12 protein-coding genes are annotated in these 15960 nt (G+C 41.9%); 3 read left to right on the top strand and 9 right to left on the bottom strand.

Annotated features, from left to right (window positions below):
• Positions 1–21 precede the first annotated feature (21 nt).
• The 3 genes from AC5EUN_RS05205 (at position 22) to AC5EUN_RS05215 (ending at position 2193) form a co-directional block, all read left to right on the top strand.
• The gene (locus tag AC5EUN_RS05205; protein ID WP_010327065.1) at positions 22–618 is read left to right on the top strand and encodes an IMPACT family protein; all 597 of its coding nucleotides are present in this window, start codon (positions 22–24) and stop codon (positions 616–618) included.
• On the top strand, positions 611–1222 hold the full coding sequence (locus AC5EUN_RS05210; RefSeq protein WP_004982112.1) for an acyltransferase: 612 nt from the start codon (positions 611–613) through the stop codon (positions 1220–1222). The genes AC5EUN_RS05205 and AC5EUN_RS05210 overlap by 8 nt, the downstream gene beginning before the upstream one ends.
• Before the next feature lie 128 nt (positions 1223–1350).
• Entirely contained in the window at positions 1351–2193 is an 843-nt protein-coding gene (locus tag AC5EUN_RS05215) for a universal stress protein (RefSeq protein ID WP_010327064.1), read from the top strand.
• 141 nt (positions 2194–2334) lie between these two features.
• Here the strand turns inward: AC5EUN_RS05215 and AC5EUN_RS05220 are convergent, their stop codons facing one another.
• The 9 genes from AC5EUN_RS05220 to dnaE form a co-directional block, all read right to left on the bottom strand.
• Entirely contained in the window at positions 2335–3000 is a 666-nt protein-coding gene (locus AC5EUN_RS05220) for an O-methyltransferase (protein ID WP_010327063.1), read from the bottom strand.
• Positions 3001–3131: 131 nt separating this feature from the next.
• Positions 3132–3851 (bottom strand): D-Ala-D-Ala carboxypeptidase family metallohydrolase, encoded by a 720-nt coding sequence (locus tag AC5EUN_RS05225; protein ID WP_004982106.1) that lies wholly within the window; start codon positions 3849–3851, stop codon positions 3132–3134.
• A gap of 132 nt (positions 3852–3983) precedes the next feature.
• On the bottom strand, positions 3984–4307 hold the full coding sequence (gene fdxA / locus AC5EUN_RS05230; RefSeq protein WP_010327061.1) for a ferredoxin FdxA: 324 nt from the start codon (positions 4305–4307) through the stop codon (positions 3984–3986).
• A 207-nt stretch (positions 4308–4514) separates the two neighbouring features.
• On the bottom strand, positions 4515–7148 hold the full coding sequence (gene mutS / locus AC5EUN_RS05235; RefSeq protein WP_010327060.1) for a DNA mismatch repair protein MutS: 2634 nt from the start codon (positions 7146–7148) through the stop codon (positions 4515–4517).
• Positions 7149–7400: 252 nt separating this feature from the next.
• Positions 7401–9407, bottom strand: coding sequence for an esterase/lipase family protein (locus AC5EUN_RS05240; RefSeq protein ID WP_029575059.1), 2007 nt, complete (start codon positions 9405–9407; stop codon positions 7401–7403).
• Between the two features lie 133 nt (positions 9408–9540).
• Positions 9541–10443, bottom strand: coding sequence for an ABUW_2363 family tetratricopeptide repeat lipoprotein (locus AC5EUN_RS05245; protein ID WP_029575058.1), 903 nt, complete (start codon positions 10441–10443; stop codon positions 9541–9543).
• 123 nt (positions 10444–10566) lie between these two features.
• Positions 10567–11376 carry a serine O-acetyltransferase gene (gene cysE / locus AC5EUN_RS05250; protein ID WP_004696365.1) on the bottom strand — a complete coding sequence of 270 codons (810 nt, stop codon included), beginning with the start codon at positions 11374–11376 and terminating at the stop codon, positions 10567–10569.
• Entirely contained in the window at positions 11369–12217 is an 849-nt protein-coding gene (locus AC5EUN_RS05255) for an RNA methyltransferase (protein WP_010327057.1), read from the bottom strand. The genes cysE and AC5EUN_RS05255 overlap by 8 nt, the downstream gene beginning before the upstream one ends.
• Positions 12218–12250: 33 nt before the next feature.
• Complete coding sequence (gene dnaE / locus AC5EUN_RS05260; RefSeq protein WP_010327056.1) at positions 12251–15820, bottom strand: DNA polymerase III subunit alpha; 3570 nt, start codon at positions 15818–15820, stop codon at positions 12251–12253.
• Positions 15821–15960 lie beyond the last annotated feature (140 nt).

The following is a 15960-nucleotide window of genomic DNA, read 5'->3' on the forward strand; positions in this document are numbered from 1 at the left end:
GAAATTTTTAAAAATTACGCTATGCCATTTACCATCTCTAGTTTAGTGAGCTATGAAGAAGACATTAAAAAAAGTCGTTTTCAAGCTTTTGCTGTGCCTGTAGAAAATGAACAAGCTGTTAAAGATTTTCTAGAGCAATATAAAGATATCGGTACCACGCATCAGTGCTGGGCATGGAAAATTGGCCACAATGTTCGTTTTAATGATGACGGTGAACCCTCAGGTACTGCAGGTCGTCCTATTTTAGCGACCATTGAAGGCAATGAACTAACCAATATTTTGGTTTTAGTCAATCGTTGGTATGGTGGTGTCAAGTTAGGTACAGGCGGGCTGGTACGTGCTTATGGTGGAACAGCAGGACAGTGTTTACTGTTGGCTGAAAAAATAGAGCTTATTGAGAAGAAAAAAGTGTATTTTGCCTGCCAATTTAATGAATGGGCGATTTTCCAGTACGAGCTGAATAGCCAGCAGATTGAATTTAATGAGCAATATACTGCGGATGGCGTGCTTGTAGAGGCATTATTACAAGTGCATCAGATTGAAGCGCTCGCACTTAAAATACAAGATGTAACCCGTGGACGTGAAGCGTTAAAAATTGTGGATGACCATCATGACTGATCCCTTATTAAAATATCGTGAGCAGCATAAGCACCGCTTAAACTATATGCCCTGGTTGTATTGGTCGCTCAAGCCTAAAAACCGCGTGTGGGCGGAAGAGTGGCAGCAAGAATACCAAGCTTATCTAATGGAAATGGAAACCGTTGAAATTGGTCAAAACTGTTTTATTTCTCCATTGGCACACATATTTGCAGAGCCTGGTCGAAAAATTGTCATTGGGGACAACACGTTTATTGCTGCCGATTGTACTTTGCATGGGCCTTTAGATATTGGCAGCGAAGTCGCGATCAACCACCATTGTATTTTAGATGGTGGTCGTGTGGGGATTAAGTTACATGATCAAGTGCGTATTGCGGCTTATTGTCACTTATATGCCTTTGATCATGGCATGGCACTCAGTAATCCGATTTATCAACAACCTGTGCGTTCACAAGGGATAGAAATTGGACGGGATGTTTGGTTGGGTGCGCATGTGGGCGTGAAAGATGGAGTGAAAATTGGTGCACATGCAGTGGTGGGAATGAATAGTATGGTAACCAAAGATATCGCGGAGCAATCGATTGTTGCTGGCAATCCTGCTCAGTTTATTCGTTTACGTGATTAAGATATCAAAGAATATTGAACATTTATCAATACTTAATTACATAAAAACCTGCCATCAAAAAAAAAGATATGCTAAGTTTAGAACAACAATGAGACCTTATACCAAATGCGGTGTAATGAGAGGCGATAATGAAACGAGTCATTGCATGTATCGATTCTTCCCCTTGTATCAATGCCCTAGCAGAAGCTGCGGCGTGGATCGCAAAGCAGACTGGGCGGGAATTGGTCCTTTTACAAGTTTTGGATTATTATCCTGCAAGTTATCACTTAGGTGAAATTAGCGGGGTAATTGGATTTGAAAGCAATGCAATGTTGCTCAAAGAGCTGGCTGAATTAGAGCAAAAACAAAGTGAACTTGCGCTCAGTTATAGCAATAATTTACTCGATCATATTTCGAAACTCATTCTCGAAACGCATGGCCTACATACAACGCATATTCAAGAAAAGGGTGACTTTCTAGAGCAAAGTTTTAACTTATTGCACGAAGATGACATTGTGGTGATTGGCCGTGTGGGTGAGAAATCGGCTGAACGCAATAAACCATTGGGCAGTAATGTTGAAAACTTTATCCGTGGTGCAAATTGTACCGTCATGACGGTAGGTGATAGCTTTAAGCCACCTACGCGCTTTATCTTTGCCTACGAGTATTCACCGACGTGTGTGAAGATGATGAAGCGGATTGCGCAAAGTGATCTACTGCACCTCTTACAATGCCATTTGGTCTATGTCGGTGACCACCCTGAAATTTTAAGAGAACCTGAACAGTATTTGAAAGATGCGAATTTGGATGTGATTACAGAATATCGTTATGGTGACGTGGCTGAAAATATTCTGGAATACCAAAATGAGCATGGCATACAACTGATTGTGCTCGGTGCGTTCAGCCACAGTAAAATTCATCAGTTCTTCTTGGGCAGCATTGCAACCACTATTTTTAGGAATGCCAAAGTTCCTTTACTGGTTGCCCGTTAATTTAGAGTGATTTCTCTGAATTGGAACTGTTTTATCCATAGTTATCCTCATTAATTGTGGATAACTATATGGACAGTAAATGTAAGTTTATAATTTATATAAGCTTAAATTAATCGATTGTTTTTTAATCTAAGTTTTGGCTTATTTTACAATGGCTAAGGCAAATCCATCATGTCCTTTGCTACCGACCGTTTGAAGTGCGGTGCACGACAAAATTTTCGGATGGTTTTGCATCGCTTTGAACATATCTCGAATCCCTTCAATACTTGGTTTATGATTTTCAGGATTGATAATATCGCCTGCACGAATTACGTTATCGAGGAAAATCAAAGTACCTGAATGAGATAGGTTCAGGCTTAATTCCAAATACTCTGGGTAGCTTTGTTTATCGGCATCAATAAAAATAAAGTCGAAAGGTTCAATGTCTGCAGGCAGTGATTTAAGGATATCTGCTGCACGTCCACATTTGAGTTCAATGGTTTGTTTAAGCTGAGCTTTGTCAATATTTTCTTGACCCATCGCGGCATGCGTATCACGCCCTTCAATCGTTAAAATATAGCCGTCTTCAGGTAAAGCACGCGCTAACCACATGGTGCTATAGGCAGCAAAAGTGCCGAGTTCTAGCACACGTTTACACTGATTCATTTGAATCAACATCTGTAAAAGCATACCTTGGTTGGGTGCAACAGCTAAGTGATCTGGAAAACCATGCTTCTCTGTATTTTCTAAAGTTTGCAGTAGAATGGGGTCTTCAGGAATTAAATGTGCATCGATATAGTTATCAATCTCTGTCCACATTTGTTGCATAGCATGTTCACCTTGGTTGCGATGTGGAGCATTTTAAACTTTTATTTTCAGAGTGCAATTTTTCCGACCATATTTGTTGAAATCAATGCTCAAAAAAAGAGGTCATATTGACCTCTTTTAATTTTTAAAAACTAGTAACTACACATCGAAGAATTGCGACTGAGGTCTGGGCCCCATGTACGATATCCTTGGGTATCAATGTGAATCTGACCAGAAGCATATAAACCTAAGCCCATGTTCAAGCTCTGACCATGTTGGGTCCAAAATTGGCATAGACGATATTTTGTATTTTCAATATAAGCATAATCTTCGGGTTGCGGGTTTTCAGACCCAATTCGAAAATCGATGGCAGAATTGAATAAGTGGCGGGATGAGTTTGCACCGCCAGCACATTGGTTTAAAGGTAGATCACGATAAACTGAAGTGACTTCAAAATCAGTCAGTACTTTGGCTGCAACTAAATATTTAAATACTTTTAAGGTCGCAATTTGGTTTTTCCAAAGTTCACGGTTCGGGATCATGTATTGTGAACGACCACATTTTTGCCAGTCACGTGCTGTTCTGAGCAGTTCAAAGCTTGGGATGATATTTCCCACGCCATTGCGTTCAAGAAAAACTTCATACTCACGTACGCGTGCTAGCGTGTCACCGACAGACATCCAAGCATTGTAGGTATAAGGAATAATTTTAGGTGGAGCAGGGCGGTCAAAACTAATTTTCTCTTGTGGGATAAAAATACGTTTTCCATCAGGAGTTGTGATGGTCTGGCCTTTGTGGGATGAAGTCGTACAGCCAATCATCACCAAGGGGATTATGCTAACCGCAAATAATCCCTTTAAAAATTTCTTCATTATAGAAATCAAATATTTAAAAAATACGCCTATTATTTTAATCCAAATTTGTGAGGAAAAATTGGAAATATTGCAATCAAATGTGTGTTTTAGGTATAAAAAAAGATCAGCTTATGCTGATCTTTTTCTGGCTTACTTTTCTAAATATTGTAACTTATCTGTTTTACCGTTCCATTCTTCACGGTCAGCAGGTTGGTCACCAATCTGGGTAATGTTCGGCCAAGTTTGTGATAACTCAGCATTTAGTTCAATAAATACTTCTTGACCTTCTGGCAGTTCATCTTCAGAGAAAATTGCATTTGCTGGACATTCAGGTTCACACAGTGCGCAATCGATACATTCATCAGGATTGATCACTAGAAAGTTTGGACCTTCATAGAAACAGTCTACTGGACAAACTTCTACGCAGTCTTGATATTTACATTTAATACAATTTTCAGTGACAACAAAGGTCATGGCGAAGGCTACCTAAAAATATGGTTCTAATAACTAATGTGTATTTTAGGCAAAAACAGCACCAACTAACAATTGCTTTTATTGATATTTGTTATATGCACGGCTGTTAAATTTGATAAAAACTGAACATTCTGCTGAAAATTGCTTTTTACAATAAAAAAGACCGTCATTTTGACGGTCTAGACGGTTTACAAAAATAGAAAACTACTATGAATGTAGCTGATCTTTCAATGCATAAAGCTGCTGTAAGGCTTCACGTGGACTTAAGTTATCGACATCAATGCTCTTGAGTAGTTCAAGTGCGGCAGAAGGCTTCTCAATTTCGACCACACGTTCAATGATTTCAAGTTCAGGTGTTTCTATCGCGGCAAACAAATCATTTTGAACGACTTTAGGTTTTTGCAGCTGTTGCTTCTCTAAAATTTTCAGACGATTTTGTGCTTCTTTGATCACACTGGCAGGAATACCCGCCAATTTTGCTACCTGTAAGCCGTGACTTTGGCTCGCTGGCCCATGTTGGACTTTATGTAACAAAATGAGGTTGCCATTGAGTTCTTTTGCGGTGACATGGTAGTTATCAATAGCAGTTTCTTTGGCTAGCTCGGTTAGTTCAAAGTAATGTGTGGCAAATAAACATAAGCATTTAATGCGTTTGGTTAAGTCAAGTACGCAAGCCCATGCCAAGGATAAACCATCATAGGTACTGGTGCCACGACCAACTTCATCCATCAGAACCAGCGACTGATTGGTTGCATGATGTAGGATTTGCGAGGTCTCAGTCATTTCCACCATAAAGGTCGATTTGCCTGTAGATAGGTCGTCCGCAGAACCAATACGGGTAAAGATTCGATCAATAGGACCTAAGACTGCTGATTGGGCTGGTACATATGAGCCACAATAGGCCAATAGGCTAATTAAAGCCGTTTGACGCATAAAGGTTGATTTACCGCCCATGTTAGGACCCGTAATAATGGCCATGCGGTGGTTAAAATCAAGTGTCGTGTCATTCGGTGTAAATGAGGCTTTGTTCAAAGCCTCAACCACTGGATGACGTCCCGCAATAATTTTAACCCCAATTTCTGGACTATACTCAGGACGTGACCAATTGCGTAAGCGAGCCTGATGTGCAAAGTTGGCTAAGAGGTCGATCTGCGCAATAGCGCTGCTCATCATTTGTAAATGCCCAATCTCGGCGCGCAGTTCATCTAAAAGCATTTCGAACAGCATTTTTTCGCGAGCTAATGCACGGGATTCACTCGAAAGCACTTTGTCTTCAAAGGTTTTTAGCTCAGGGGTGATATAACGCTCAGCATTTTTCAAGGTTTGACGACGAATGTAGTGATCAGGTGCTTGCTCGGCTTGTGCACGGGTCAGTTCAATATAATACCCACTGACACGGTTATAACCAATTTTTAAGGTCGAAATTCCAGTATTTTGACGTTCTTGAATTTCAAGGTCGATCAAGTACTGTCCTGCATGATCGCGGATTTTACGGAGTTCATCGAGTTCATGATCAAAACCTTCCGCTATCACATTTCCATCTCGTAAAAGCACAGGTGGATGTTCAACGATGGCAGACATTAAACGTTGATGTAAGCCATGGAAATCACCCAATTCCTCATTCAATTGGGTAATGAGTGCGGACTGTTTACTTTGAATCACGGGTTGAATGGCATGACGTAAATAAGGGACTTGCGCACAGGCTTGGCGCAGTTGCACTAAGTCACGCGGACGGGCGCTACCTAAAGCCACCCGACTGAGGACACGTTCGATGTCTCCAATCTCTTTTAATACTAAACGGACTGGTGATTCATGGTAACCATCCACAAGACTCTTAGTGGCATCTAAACGTGCGTCTAAGAGCTTGGTATCACGTAACGGTTGCATCAGTGTACGACTAAGTAAACGTCCACCCATTGCCGTTTGACAGTCATTGATGAGTTGAAATAATGACGTGCCGTGTTCAAACAGAGGCTCAACTAGCTCTAAGTTTCTACGTGTCACAGGGTCAAGCGCAATGAAATCACTGCTTTGTTCAAGCTGAATAGAGCGAATATGCGGTAAGGCTGTTTTTTGCGTTTCTTTGGCATAATGAATCAGCGATGCTGCTGCTGCTTTGGCAAGCGGCAAATGGTCAATACCGAAACCAGCTAAAGTCGATACAGCAAACTGATCACATAAAGTTTTTTGTGCATTGTTTAAATTAAAGTCGACATTGGGACGGCGTGTTACAGGGCAGTCGAGCAGTTTTTTAATGTGTTCAATGATATTGGGGTCGACAATATTTTCATCGACCAAAATTTCACTTGGCATCAGACGAGACAGTTCAATACCGAGTTGCTCAAGCTGAAACTCTTGTTGCTGAACTTTGAATAAACCTGCACTTAAATCTAACAGCGCAATACCAATTTCGTTTTGTTGTACGCAAAGCGCGACAAGATTTGAACTTTGATGTGCAGTCAGTAAGGCATCATCTGTCAGTGTACCTGGGGTAATAATCCGGACAACGCCACGTTCAACAGGGGCCTTACCTGTGACTTCACCAATTTGCTCGCAAATAACGACGGTTTCGCCTTTTTTCACCAAGCGAGCAAGGTAGCCTTCAGCTGCATGGTAAGGAACACCTGCCATAGGGATGGGTTCACCATTGGCTTTGCCACGATGGGTCAGGGTAATCCCGAGAAGTTTAGCGGCCTTGTGTGCATCTTCAAAGAACAGCTCGTAGAAGTCACCCATACGATAGAACATCAAAGAGTGCGGATGTTGCATTTTGACGCCCATGTACTGTTGCATCATGGGTGTGAGTGTGGACAAATCAGTTATGATTCCCGAATTGCTCATGTAGGTGAAATCCTTAAATCTTTGAAAATGCACAATATAAAAATAGACCGAGCGACACCGCTTACCGTGTGTATTTATGCGCTATGAACAGCTATTGTATGAATGGCAATATCTTAGCAAAATTGAAAACGACTAAACAATAAATCATCTATAAAGCGAACAGTTGTTAAACAGCCAAGTGATTATTGCTGTAGGCATTAGGTGTAAAGCAAAAATAAAAAAGCCTAAACATCTGTTTAGGCTTTTTAAGATTTAAGGCTTATACAGACCGAGTTCAGTCAGCTGCAACCGTAGGATACGACGTATCTCAAGAACAGCTTCAGGCGTTTCTTGAATAGAATGTCCACCTTTAATAATCTTCTCAGACAATGCACCATCTAGATGGGCACTCGTATAAGGCACGACATCGTCTGTAATGATATTGATGTCATCACTTTTGGTCGCATTCCCCATGATGCTGTGGAATTTCATGCCTTTGTATGGAACGACGTTTTTAGTTAACCGAGTGAAGTTAGAGTTCTTGCTGAGATCACTTGGCCCATTTTGTATGAGTCCATTATCTACATCTTTAATAAATTCTTGTAGGTCAGGGTCACTACTTTGTATAACATCGGTCAGTGCCCCCAAAAATGCACCTGGTAGACGAATGACTTTACGCGCCGCGAGGGTAAACCAGCGGTCAGCAAACTCTGTCCCACGATGTGGCGCTGCTAAGAAAATGGCCCGACTGAAATTTGGAATCGGTTGAATGTCGAGGCGCGATTTAAACAGAGGATCATTTTTAAATTGTTGCACACGTCGATTGGGTAGCAGTTTCATTGCCGCAGGGGTTAAGTCAGCATCGCTTACCAAAAGCCGCGCAATAATACCGCCCATACTATGACCCACTAGCACGGCATCCTTTTTGGCAGGCGCTTTGCTATCGACCAAATTAAAACTTTGTTGAATGATTGCATAGATTTGGAAACGACTTTCCAAAATTGGCATATTGGTCGAGTAGAACACTTGCCAGACTTGATAGTGTTCACGTAGCACGGGATCGCCCATGACATCATTCGTCAAACGAATCCATGCCTCTGGACTACTGGCTAGTCCGTGAACGAGCACCACCACTTTTTTATTTGGGTTGTACGGCTCAAGCATGTATAGGTGCGGCATAGTGAGGCGTGCATCACGATCAATCAGTGATAAATACGCGGCTTTACCTAAATTGTTTTGTGCCAACCATAAGCCATAAGGCGCAGAAAAGTTTGCAGCAAGAGGGTAACTTTTGCCTGCAATTTTCGCAGATTCAAACTTATAGGGATCATAAGCTGAGATTTCAAACTCAGGGTTGTTTAAGATCTCATCGATATTGGATGCAGAGCGTGGTTGTGCGGTAATAGTCGCTGCTAAATAACGGGCATTGTGAATGTTAGGATTACGACCATTGGTGTACTGATAATGCAGTGGATCGACAATATATTTGGCTTTTTCAGGTGAGGTATCGTTATGCTCAGGTGGGAGAACAATCAGAAACTCTGAACCAAAACCATCGCGACGCGTGATAGAGCGGAGGCCTGAGAAGTTCATATTGTAAGTTGACATTAGTTGTTCAACTTGACGGTTTTTTAAAAGTGGGTAGTTATCGTAATTTATGCGGTAAATACTTTGTCCCACTTTGATTTGATTACCGACTTCAGATGGTTCATGGCGTAGTCCATAACTATGTACAAGTTTAGCGATAGCTTGGTTATAAAAGTCACGCAGTTGGACTTGTCGGTTATCAAAAATACGATCTTGGGGACCACGTTTGGTGTTAAACATGTAGGCATAACTATAGCGAATACTTTTATCCAACATGCCGAGTTGCTCATCTAGGCAGCTTTGGTAGTTTTGTTTTTGTAGCGCTTTTTTTTCTTCGGACTGAGTCTTGGCTAAAATACTCACTTTACAGGTAGATGATTTTTCTAAGGAAATTGCTTTAGCGAGATACAGTTCGCTGGCAGTAGAGAGGAGTTGTTCATCCTGAATTTGTGGAATTTGTCTGAGTTCGCTGACACATTCTTCAGGTTGCTCTGAACAGATTTTGGCTTCTCGACCTGTCATGGACAACACGTTTAGACTCGCTTCACTGAGCTTATCTCGCGTTAAAATACTCTCACGCTCATTGGTAATCGTGACGTTCAGTGATTGATTTTTCACACTGACCACTTGGCAACCACTCAAGAGCGAAAATAGAGCAGTTACTATCAAGGTGCTACGGATGTATTTAGGCATAAAAAGCATCGACTACCGTTTATTCTTTTGAATTTTTTAAATCATACGATAATTTTCGGATTTATCAATTCGCCTAAAATAAAAATAGACCGAAAATTCGGTCTATTTTTTAGGTACATCAGAAGTGATGGAATTATTTTGCAGTATTTAGAACTTGCCAAACATTCCAACGACCTTGTTTTTCAATTTCATTAATCAAGCGATCCGCAACTTCAGCTTCTTGTGGATATTTCAATTTGTAGTTTTTCAAGGTTTGCACCGCATTTTTCTTTTGTTCCATCGCGATGTAGTTATTTGCTGTCGCTAAATATGCTTCTTGAACACCAGCTTTCATTGCTTTATCGAGGTATGGCATTGCTTCGCGTTGACCACCACCTTCAGACAAAGCAAAACCGAACCAGAAGTTTGCTTCAGGGTCTTCTTGGTTAATTTTTAAAATACGCTGTGCATAAGCCAAAGACTTGGTGGTATAGACTGAACCAAGGTCTAAATTACGTGCCATAACGCTGGCTTTGAATGCACGGACCAGTACATCAAATGAAGCATTGTCTTTTGATGCTAACGTATCAAGCTGTTGTGTCACTTCTTTTAGTTTTAACTCAAAACCTTTACGTTCTTGGCGTTCTGTAAAACGTGGTGGGTAGTGACGGGCTTTGCCTTCAGCCAACTGTAAGAAGTCATCAATTTCAGTAATGTCGACTTCATTGTCGCCTGCCAGTACGGCAAACTTTAATTGACGGTCTTTGCTGTTTATGGTTGGAATAATCAGTTTATTGGTGTCTAAAACCATTTTTTTAGATGGATCGTCAGAGCGAGTCACTTCCATTTTTGTTACAGGCTGAGCCGCTGCTTTTTTTAAGTTAATTTCAAATGGAGGTGGCGCATCATAATTAAATGGATTGAGTGCATAAAATGGTGCAGTTAATTCAGGCTCTGTAAAAACGATGGTATCGTTGTTATTCTTCGTTGGGTTTGAGCTACACGCTGTTAAAAACGAGACAGCAAGAACAGCAACCGCTAAGGGTTTAAGCATCATAAGGTTCTTCCATTCATTATTTTAAGAAGTGGTATAAAAGGCATGTTCGTCAGTCTAAAAAAACTCTGATGAACATGCAAGGTTTGCTATAGGCAGGTTTTCAAAAACTAACACTTTTCATGTTTAGTCATTGGATGGCAGGCTTTGAGCTTCACATTCGCGGCGTACATCTTCCAAAATTTTCAATTCTTCAGCACTAAAGGGTTGTTCATTTTGTTGTTGCTTTTTAAAGGTTGGATCAAGCAAAGACAAACGTTGGCATAAGGTGTTCATCCGTTTTTCATTGAGCTGAATGCGGTCAAGTAGAACACGCATACCTTCAAGAATTGGATCAGACTGGTCTTGTGTTGCAGCATAAGGTTGGAAACCAATACTTTCTGCATAATCACGACGACGTGTTTCTGCCTCATCTTTCGGTTTATCTTTAGAAATAAAGCGTGCAGGGTTACCAACTGCGGTCGTGTCGGCTGGAACTGCTTTGGTGACGACTGCATTTGAGCCGACTTTCGCATTTTTACCGACAGTAAAAGGGCCTAAAATTTTAGCACCAGCACCAACCACTACGCCGTCTTCTAAGGTCGGGTGACGTTTGCCTTTATTCCATGTAGTTCCACCTAAAGTGACACCGTGATATAAGGTCACATCGTCGCCAATTTCAGCGGTTTCACCAATCACGACGCCCATGCCATGGTCAATAAAAAAACGACGACCAATTTTAGCACCCGGGTGAATTTCAATACCTGTTGCAAAACGGCTAAAAGAAGACAATAAACGTGCTGAGCCTTTACATTCTTTTTTCCATAACTCATGCGCCATACGGTGCATGATCAAGGCATGAATGCCTGGATATGTGGTTAGAACTTCTAAAGTGTTTCGTGCCGCAGGATCGCGCGCGAATACAGCTTGTATATCTTCTTTGAGCTGTTTAAGCATTAGATTGATCCTCTGTTTGATCCGTATTTGACTTTTTCCATGTGCCATTGTTTAAGGCTTGTACACGACTAAAAATACCACGAAGTAAATGATATTCCATACGATCTAATTGTATACGTCCAAAAAGACGACGCAAGCGTAAAGGCAGTAATCGTGGATTTTTGGGGTCTAAAAATTCAATCTCGGCCAACATTTTTTCAATGTGCGGGTAGAACTGTTCCATTTGCTCATGGGTGACCAAAGGCTCATCCCATTGCATAGACTCTGTATCTGTGACAGGCATGGTTGCAGCTTCATCTTCACCGCTTTCCACAGCAGCCAGTGTGGCCATACGCATTTCATAACAAATCACTTGAATGGCTTGAGCCACATTTAGTACACCATAGTCTGTATTTACAGGAATGGTGACATGATAGTTAGCCATGGCCAGTTCTTCGTTGGTCAGTCCGCGGTCTTCACGGCCAAATACAACAGCAACGTCTTGCTGATCATTCACCACTGCTGAAATTGATTTTTCAGCCGCAGGGCGTGCGTCAAGCAAAGGCCAAGGAATGGTACGACTACGCGCACTCGTGCCAAACACTAAATGGCAGTCTTTGATGGCATCGGCAAGGGTTTCAACGATTTCAATCTGCTCAATTAAATCAGTTGCACCCGCAGCCAAAGCATCAATATCGGGATGTGGATAGGTTTTTGGCGCAACCAACACCAGCTTTGAGAGTCCCATTGTTTTCATGGCGCGCAGTGCGCTACCAATGTTCGCAGGGAGTGTGGTATTGACCATGACAATACGCACATGGGAGAGATGCGCTGAAACAGCGGCATTGTCAAATTGGCTCATGATTTTTCCAATGAATCTTTAAAATTTAAATAATTAAGAGAACTGACCGACTTCAGCTTGATATAAGTCAATGGCATCATCCATGCTCATATCCGCAGGGGGCGGTGGTACATCTACAGGTTTGGCTTCTTCATAGCTCACCGCTTTGGCTGCTTTGGATTTGACTTGATATTCCACATGAAGATTTTCTTTACCAAAATAGTCACGCAGTTTAGAAAGTAGTTCATCCAGCGGTGCCACTTTCCAATTGATCCCTAAGTGCAATTCAGCCGTGGCATACGGGTAGTCCAATAGCAATTGCAGCGGGATGTGATTACACATATCGACATTACAAAAGGGTGCAAGTATATTTTTTAAATCTTGACTCAGTGTTTTTGTACTATGTGTTGGGTCGAGACGAATTTGAATACAGTTGGCGCGTTTTTGACGAATTTCATTCAGAGTAAATGCTTTGGTTAAGCGTCCCATTGGACGGTCAAAACCTTCACGCTCGTAAATTTCGCCTTCAATTACCACGACTTTTTCATTTTGAATGATGTCTTTAAAACGCATAAAGCGTTCATGATTCGCAGAGACTTCAATTCGTGAGGTACCATCATCCAACGTCACCATCATTCGGTTCGGGAAGTTGGCTACATCGACCACGAGACCTGCAAAAACCGTAGTAACACCACGACGGGTTGGGGTAAGTTCATTGATTTTGTTCGGAATAAACGCTTTCAACTCAGTGCGATAGACATCAATTGGGTGGCCGGTTAAATACAACCCTAGAGTATCTTTTTCACCTTTGAGACGGACTTCATCTGACCAAGGTTTAACGGGTTTAGCGGGTTTACGTTGTACTTCTTCAACTTCACCAAACAAGTCCATGATACCTGTTTCACGGTTTGAGCGAGCTTGTTCAGCCGCTTGTACCGCTTCAGGTAGTTGCGCCATTAGACTTGAGCGTTCAATGCCGAGGCAGTCTAAAGCACCTGATCGAATCAACGCTTCTAAAGTCCGTTTATTAATTTTTTTCAGATCAATACGGTGGCAGAAATCAAACAAATCACGATATGGCCCATCTTGAATACGTGAGTCAATGACTGACTGCATCGCCGCTTCACCGACGCCTTTAATCGCACCGAGCCCATAGACGATTGTTTTATCGTCCGAAGCATGGAATTGATAGATAGACATATTGACCGAAGGCGGCAATACCTCTATATCGTTGTGTCGACAGTCATCAATCAAGAACACCACGTTATCGGTGTTTTGCATTTCCGATGACATCACCGCTGCTAAGAATTCAGCTGGATAATGCGCTTTGAGCCATGCCGTTTGATAGGCCACTAAGGCATAAGCTGCGGCATGCGATTTGTTAAAGCCATAACCTGCGAACTTTTCCATATAGTCAAAAATATGGTTGGCAGTGGCTTCATCAATGTCTTTTTTCGCTGCACCTTCCGTGAAAATTTGGCGCTGTTTGACCATTTCTTCGGGCTTTTTCTTACCCATTGCACGACGAAGTAAGTCCGCACCACCCAAGCTATAGCCCGCACAATACTGTGCTGCCTGCATTACCTGTTCTTGGTAAACCATAATGCCGTAAGTCGGCTCAAGTACACCTTCAAGTAGGGGGTGAAGATATTCAAACTCGCCACCATGCATACGGTGGATAAAGTCTGGAATCAGGTCCATCGGACCCGGACGGTAAAGGGATACGAAGGCGATAATTTCTTCAAATTTGCTTGGACGTGCTTCCTTGAGCATTTTTTTCATGCCCACGGATTCAAACTGGAAGACCGCTGTGGTGTTGGCATTGGCAAAGATAAGGTATGCATCTTTGTCATCAAGCGGAATGAACGCAATGTCTAAAGGCACATCTAACTGAATGCGCTTATTGATATTCTTCACGGCATCTTCAATGACCGTTAAGTTACGTAGACCCAAGAAGTCGAACTTCACCAGACCTGCAGATTCAACGTCGTCTTTATCGTACTGCGCAACACGGCCTGTACCATCTGCGTCACATAGAACGGCAGAAAAGTCGGTAATTTTAGTTGGGGAAATGACCACGCCACCTGCGTGTTTACCTGTGTTACGGGTAATGCCTTCGAGTTTTAATGCCATTTCCCAAATTTCAGCGGCATCGTCATTGTCTGGGTTAGATGGGTTGGTGACAATGTCTTTAAGTTGTGGCTCTGCTTCAATGGATTCTTCGAGGCTTAAACCTAAAGGTTTAGTCGGAATCATTTTTGAGATTCGGTCTGCCAAACCATAGGATTTACCCAAGACACGTGCCACATCACGAATAGCACCTTTGGCTGCCATGGTGCCGAAAGTGGCAATTTGTGATACTGCATCGCGTCCGTATGTACGCGCAACATAGTCAATCACACGATCACGACCAGCAATACAGAAATCGACGTCGAAATCGGGCATTGAAACACGTTCTGGGTTTAAGAAGCGTTCGAACAGTAGTCCGTATGGGAGAGGATCAAGATCCGTAATTTTTAAGCTGTATGCAACAAGTGAACCTGCACCTGAACCACGACCTGGACCAACGGGAACGCCATTACCTTTGGACCATTGGATGAAGTCCATGACAATCAAGAAGTAGCCTGGGAAACCCATTTTAAGAATGGTCCCGATTTCATACTCTAAACGATCATCGTATTCTTTACGTTTTTGAGGCCAGTATTCATCACGCGTTTCTGGTGGATATAAAAAGTCTAAACGCTCTTCTAAACCTTCTTTGGATAAATGTGCAAAGTAGGTGTCAATGGTATGGCCTTCAGGAATAGGGTAGTCAGGCAGGAAGTATTTACCTAATTGCAGAGTGACGTTACAACGCTTCGCGATCTGATAAGTATTTTCAATTGCAGAGGGAATGTCTGCAAATAACTCCGCCATTTGTTGGCCAGATTTAAAATATTGCTCTGGAGAGTAATTTTTTGGTCGGCGGTTATCCCCTAATACATAACCATCGGCAATACAGACTCGGGCTTCGTGTGCTTCAAAGTCTATTTCTTTCATGAAGTGCACATCGTTGTGCGCAACTACACCAATATTGTATTTTTTAGCCAGTTTTAGGGCTTCATAGTTGAAGTCATCTTCACCTGAACGCTCTGTTCGACATAAAGCCAAATAAACACGATTGCCAAACTTTGCAATCCATTCTTCGAGTAAAGGTTCGGCTTTTTGCGGATTCGATGTACAGAGCATTTTGCCGACATCAGATCGCATGCCAAGTAGCGCAATCAGGTCATGGTTTTGTTCTAAAATCCAGTCTTTTGCAACGCAAGGAATATCAAGCTGTTGACCTCGGATAAAACCTTCTGAAACCAGTTCGGTTAGATTACGCCAGCCAACATTGCTCATCGCCAATAATGTCACGCGATGTTCAGCATCGTTCAAGCGAACTTCTGAACCCATAATCGGTTTGATACCATTATCTAAGCATTTACCATAAAATTTTACAGCAGCATGTAAGTTAGATAAGTCAGTAATGGCAAGGGCTGGCATACCTTCTGCCTTAGCAGCTTTGACTAAATCAGGTATACGTACAATTGATTCTGTGATTGAAAATTCTGTATGAATACCAAGATGTACAAAGTGCATAAGTGAGTCCCTGCAAAAACCGCTGAATAGTTTAACATGCTCTGCCTTCATTCTGAGTGCGATTCAAATGAATTGGCAAAATTTAATAGGCTACAGTGTTTGGACTGTTTATTTTATTGTCAGTAAGTTCTAAACGACTT

Source organism: Acinetobacter sp. CAU_H_S170_2 (assembly GCF_058890445.1).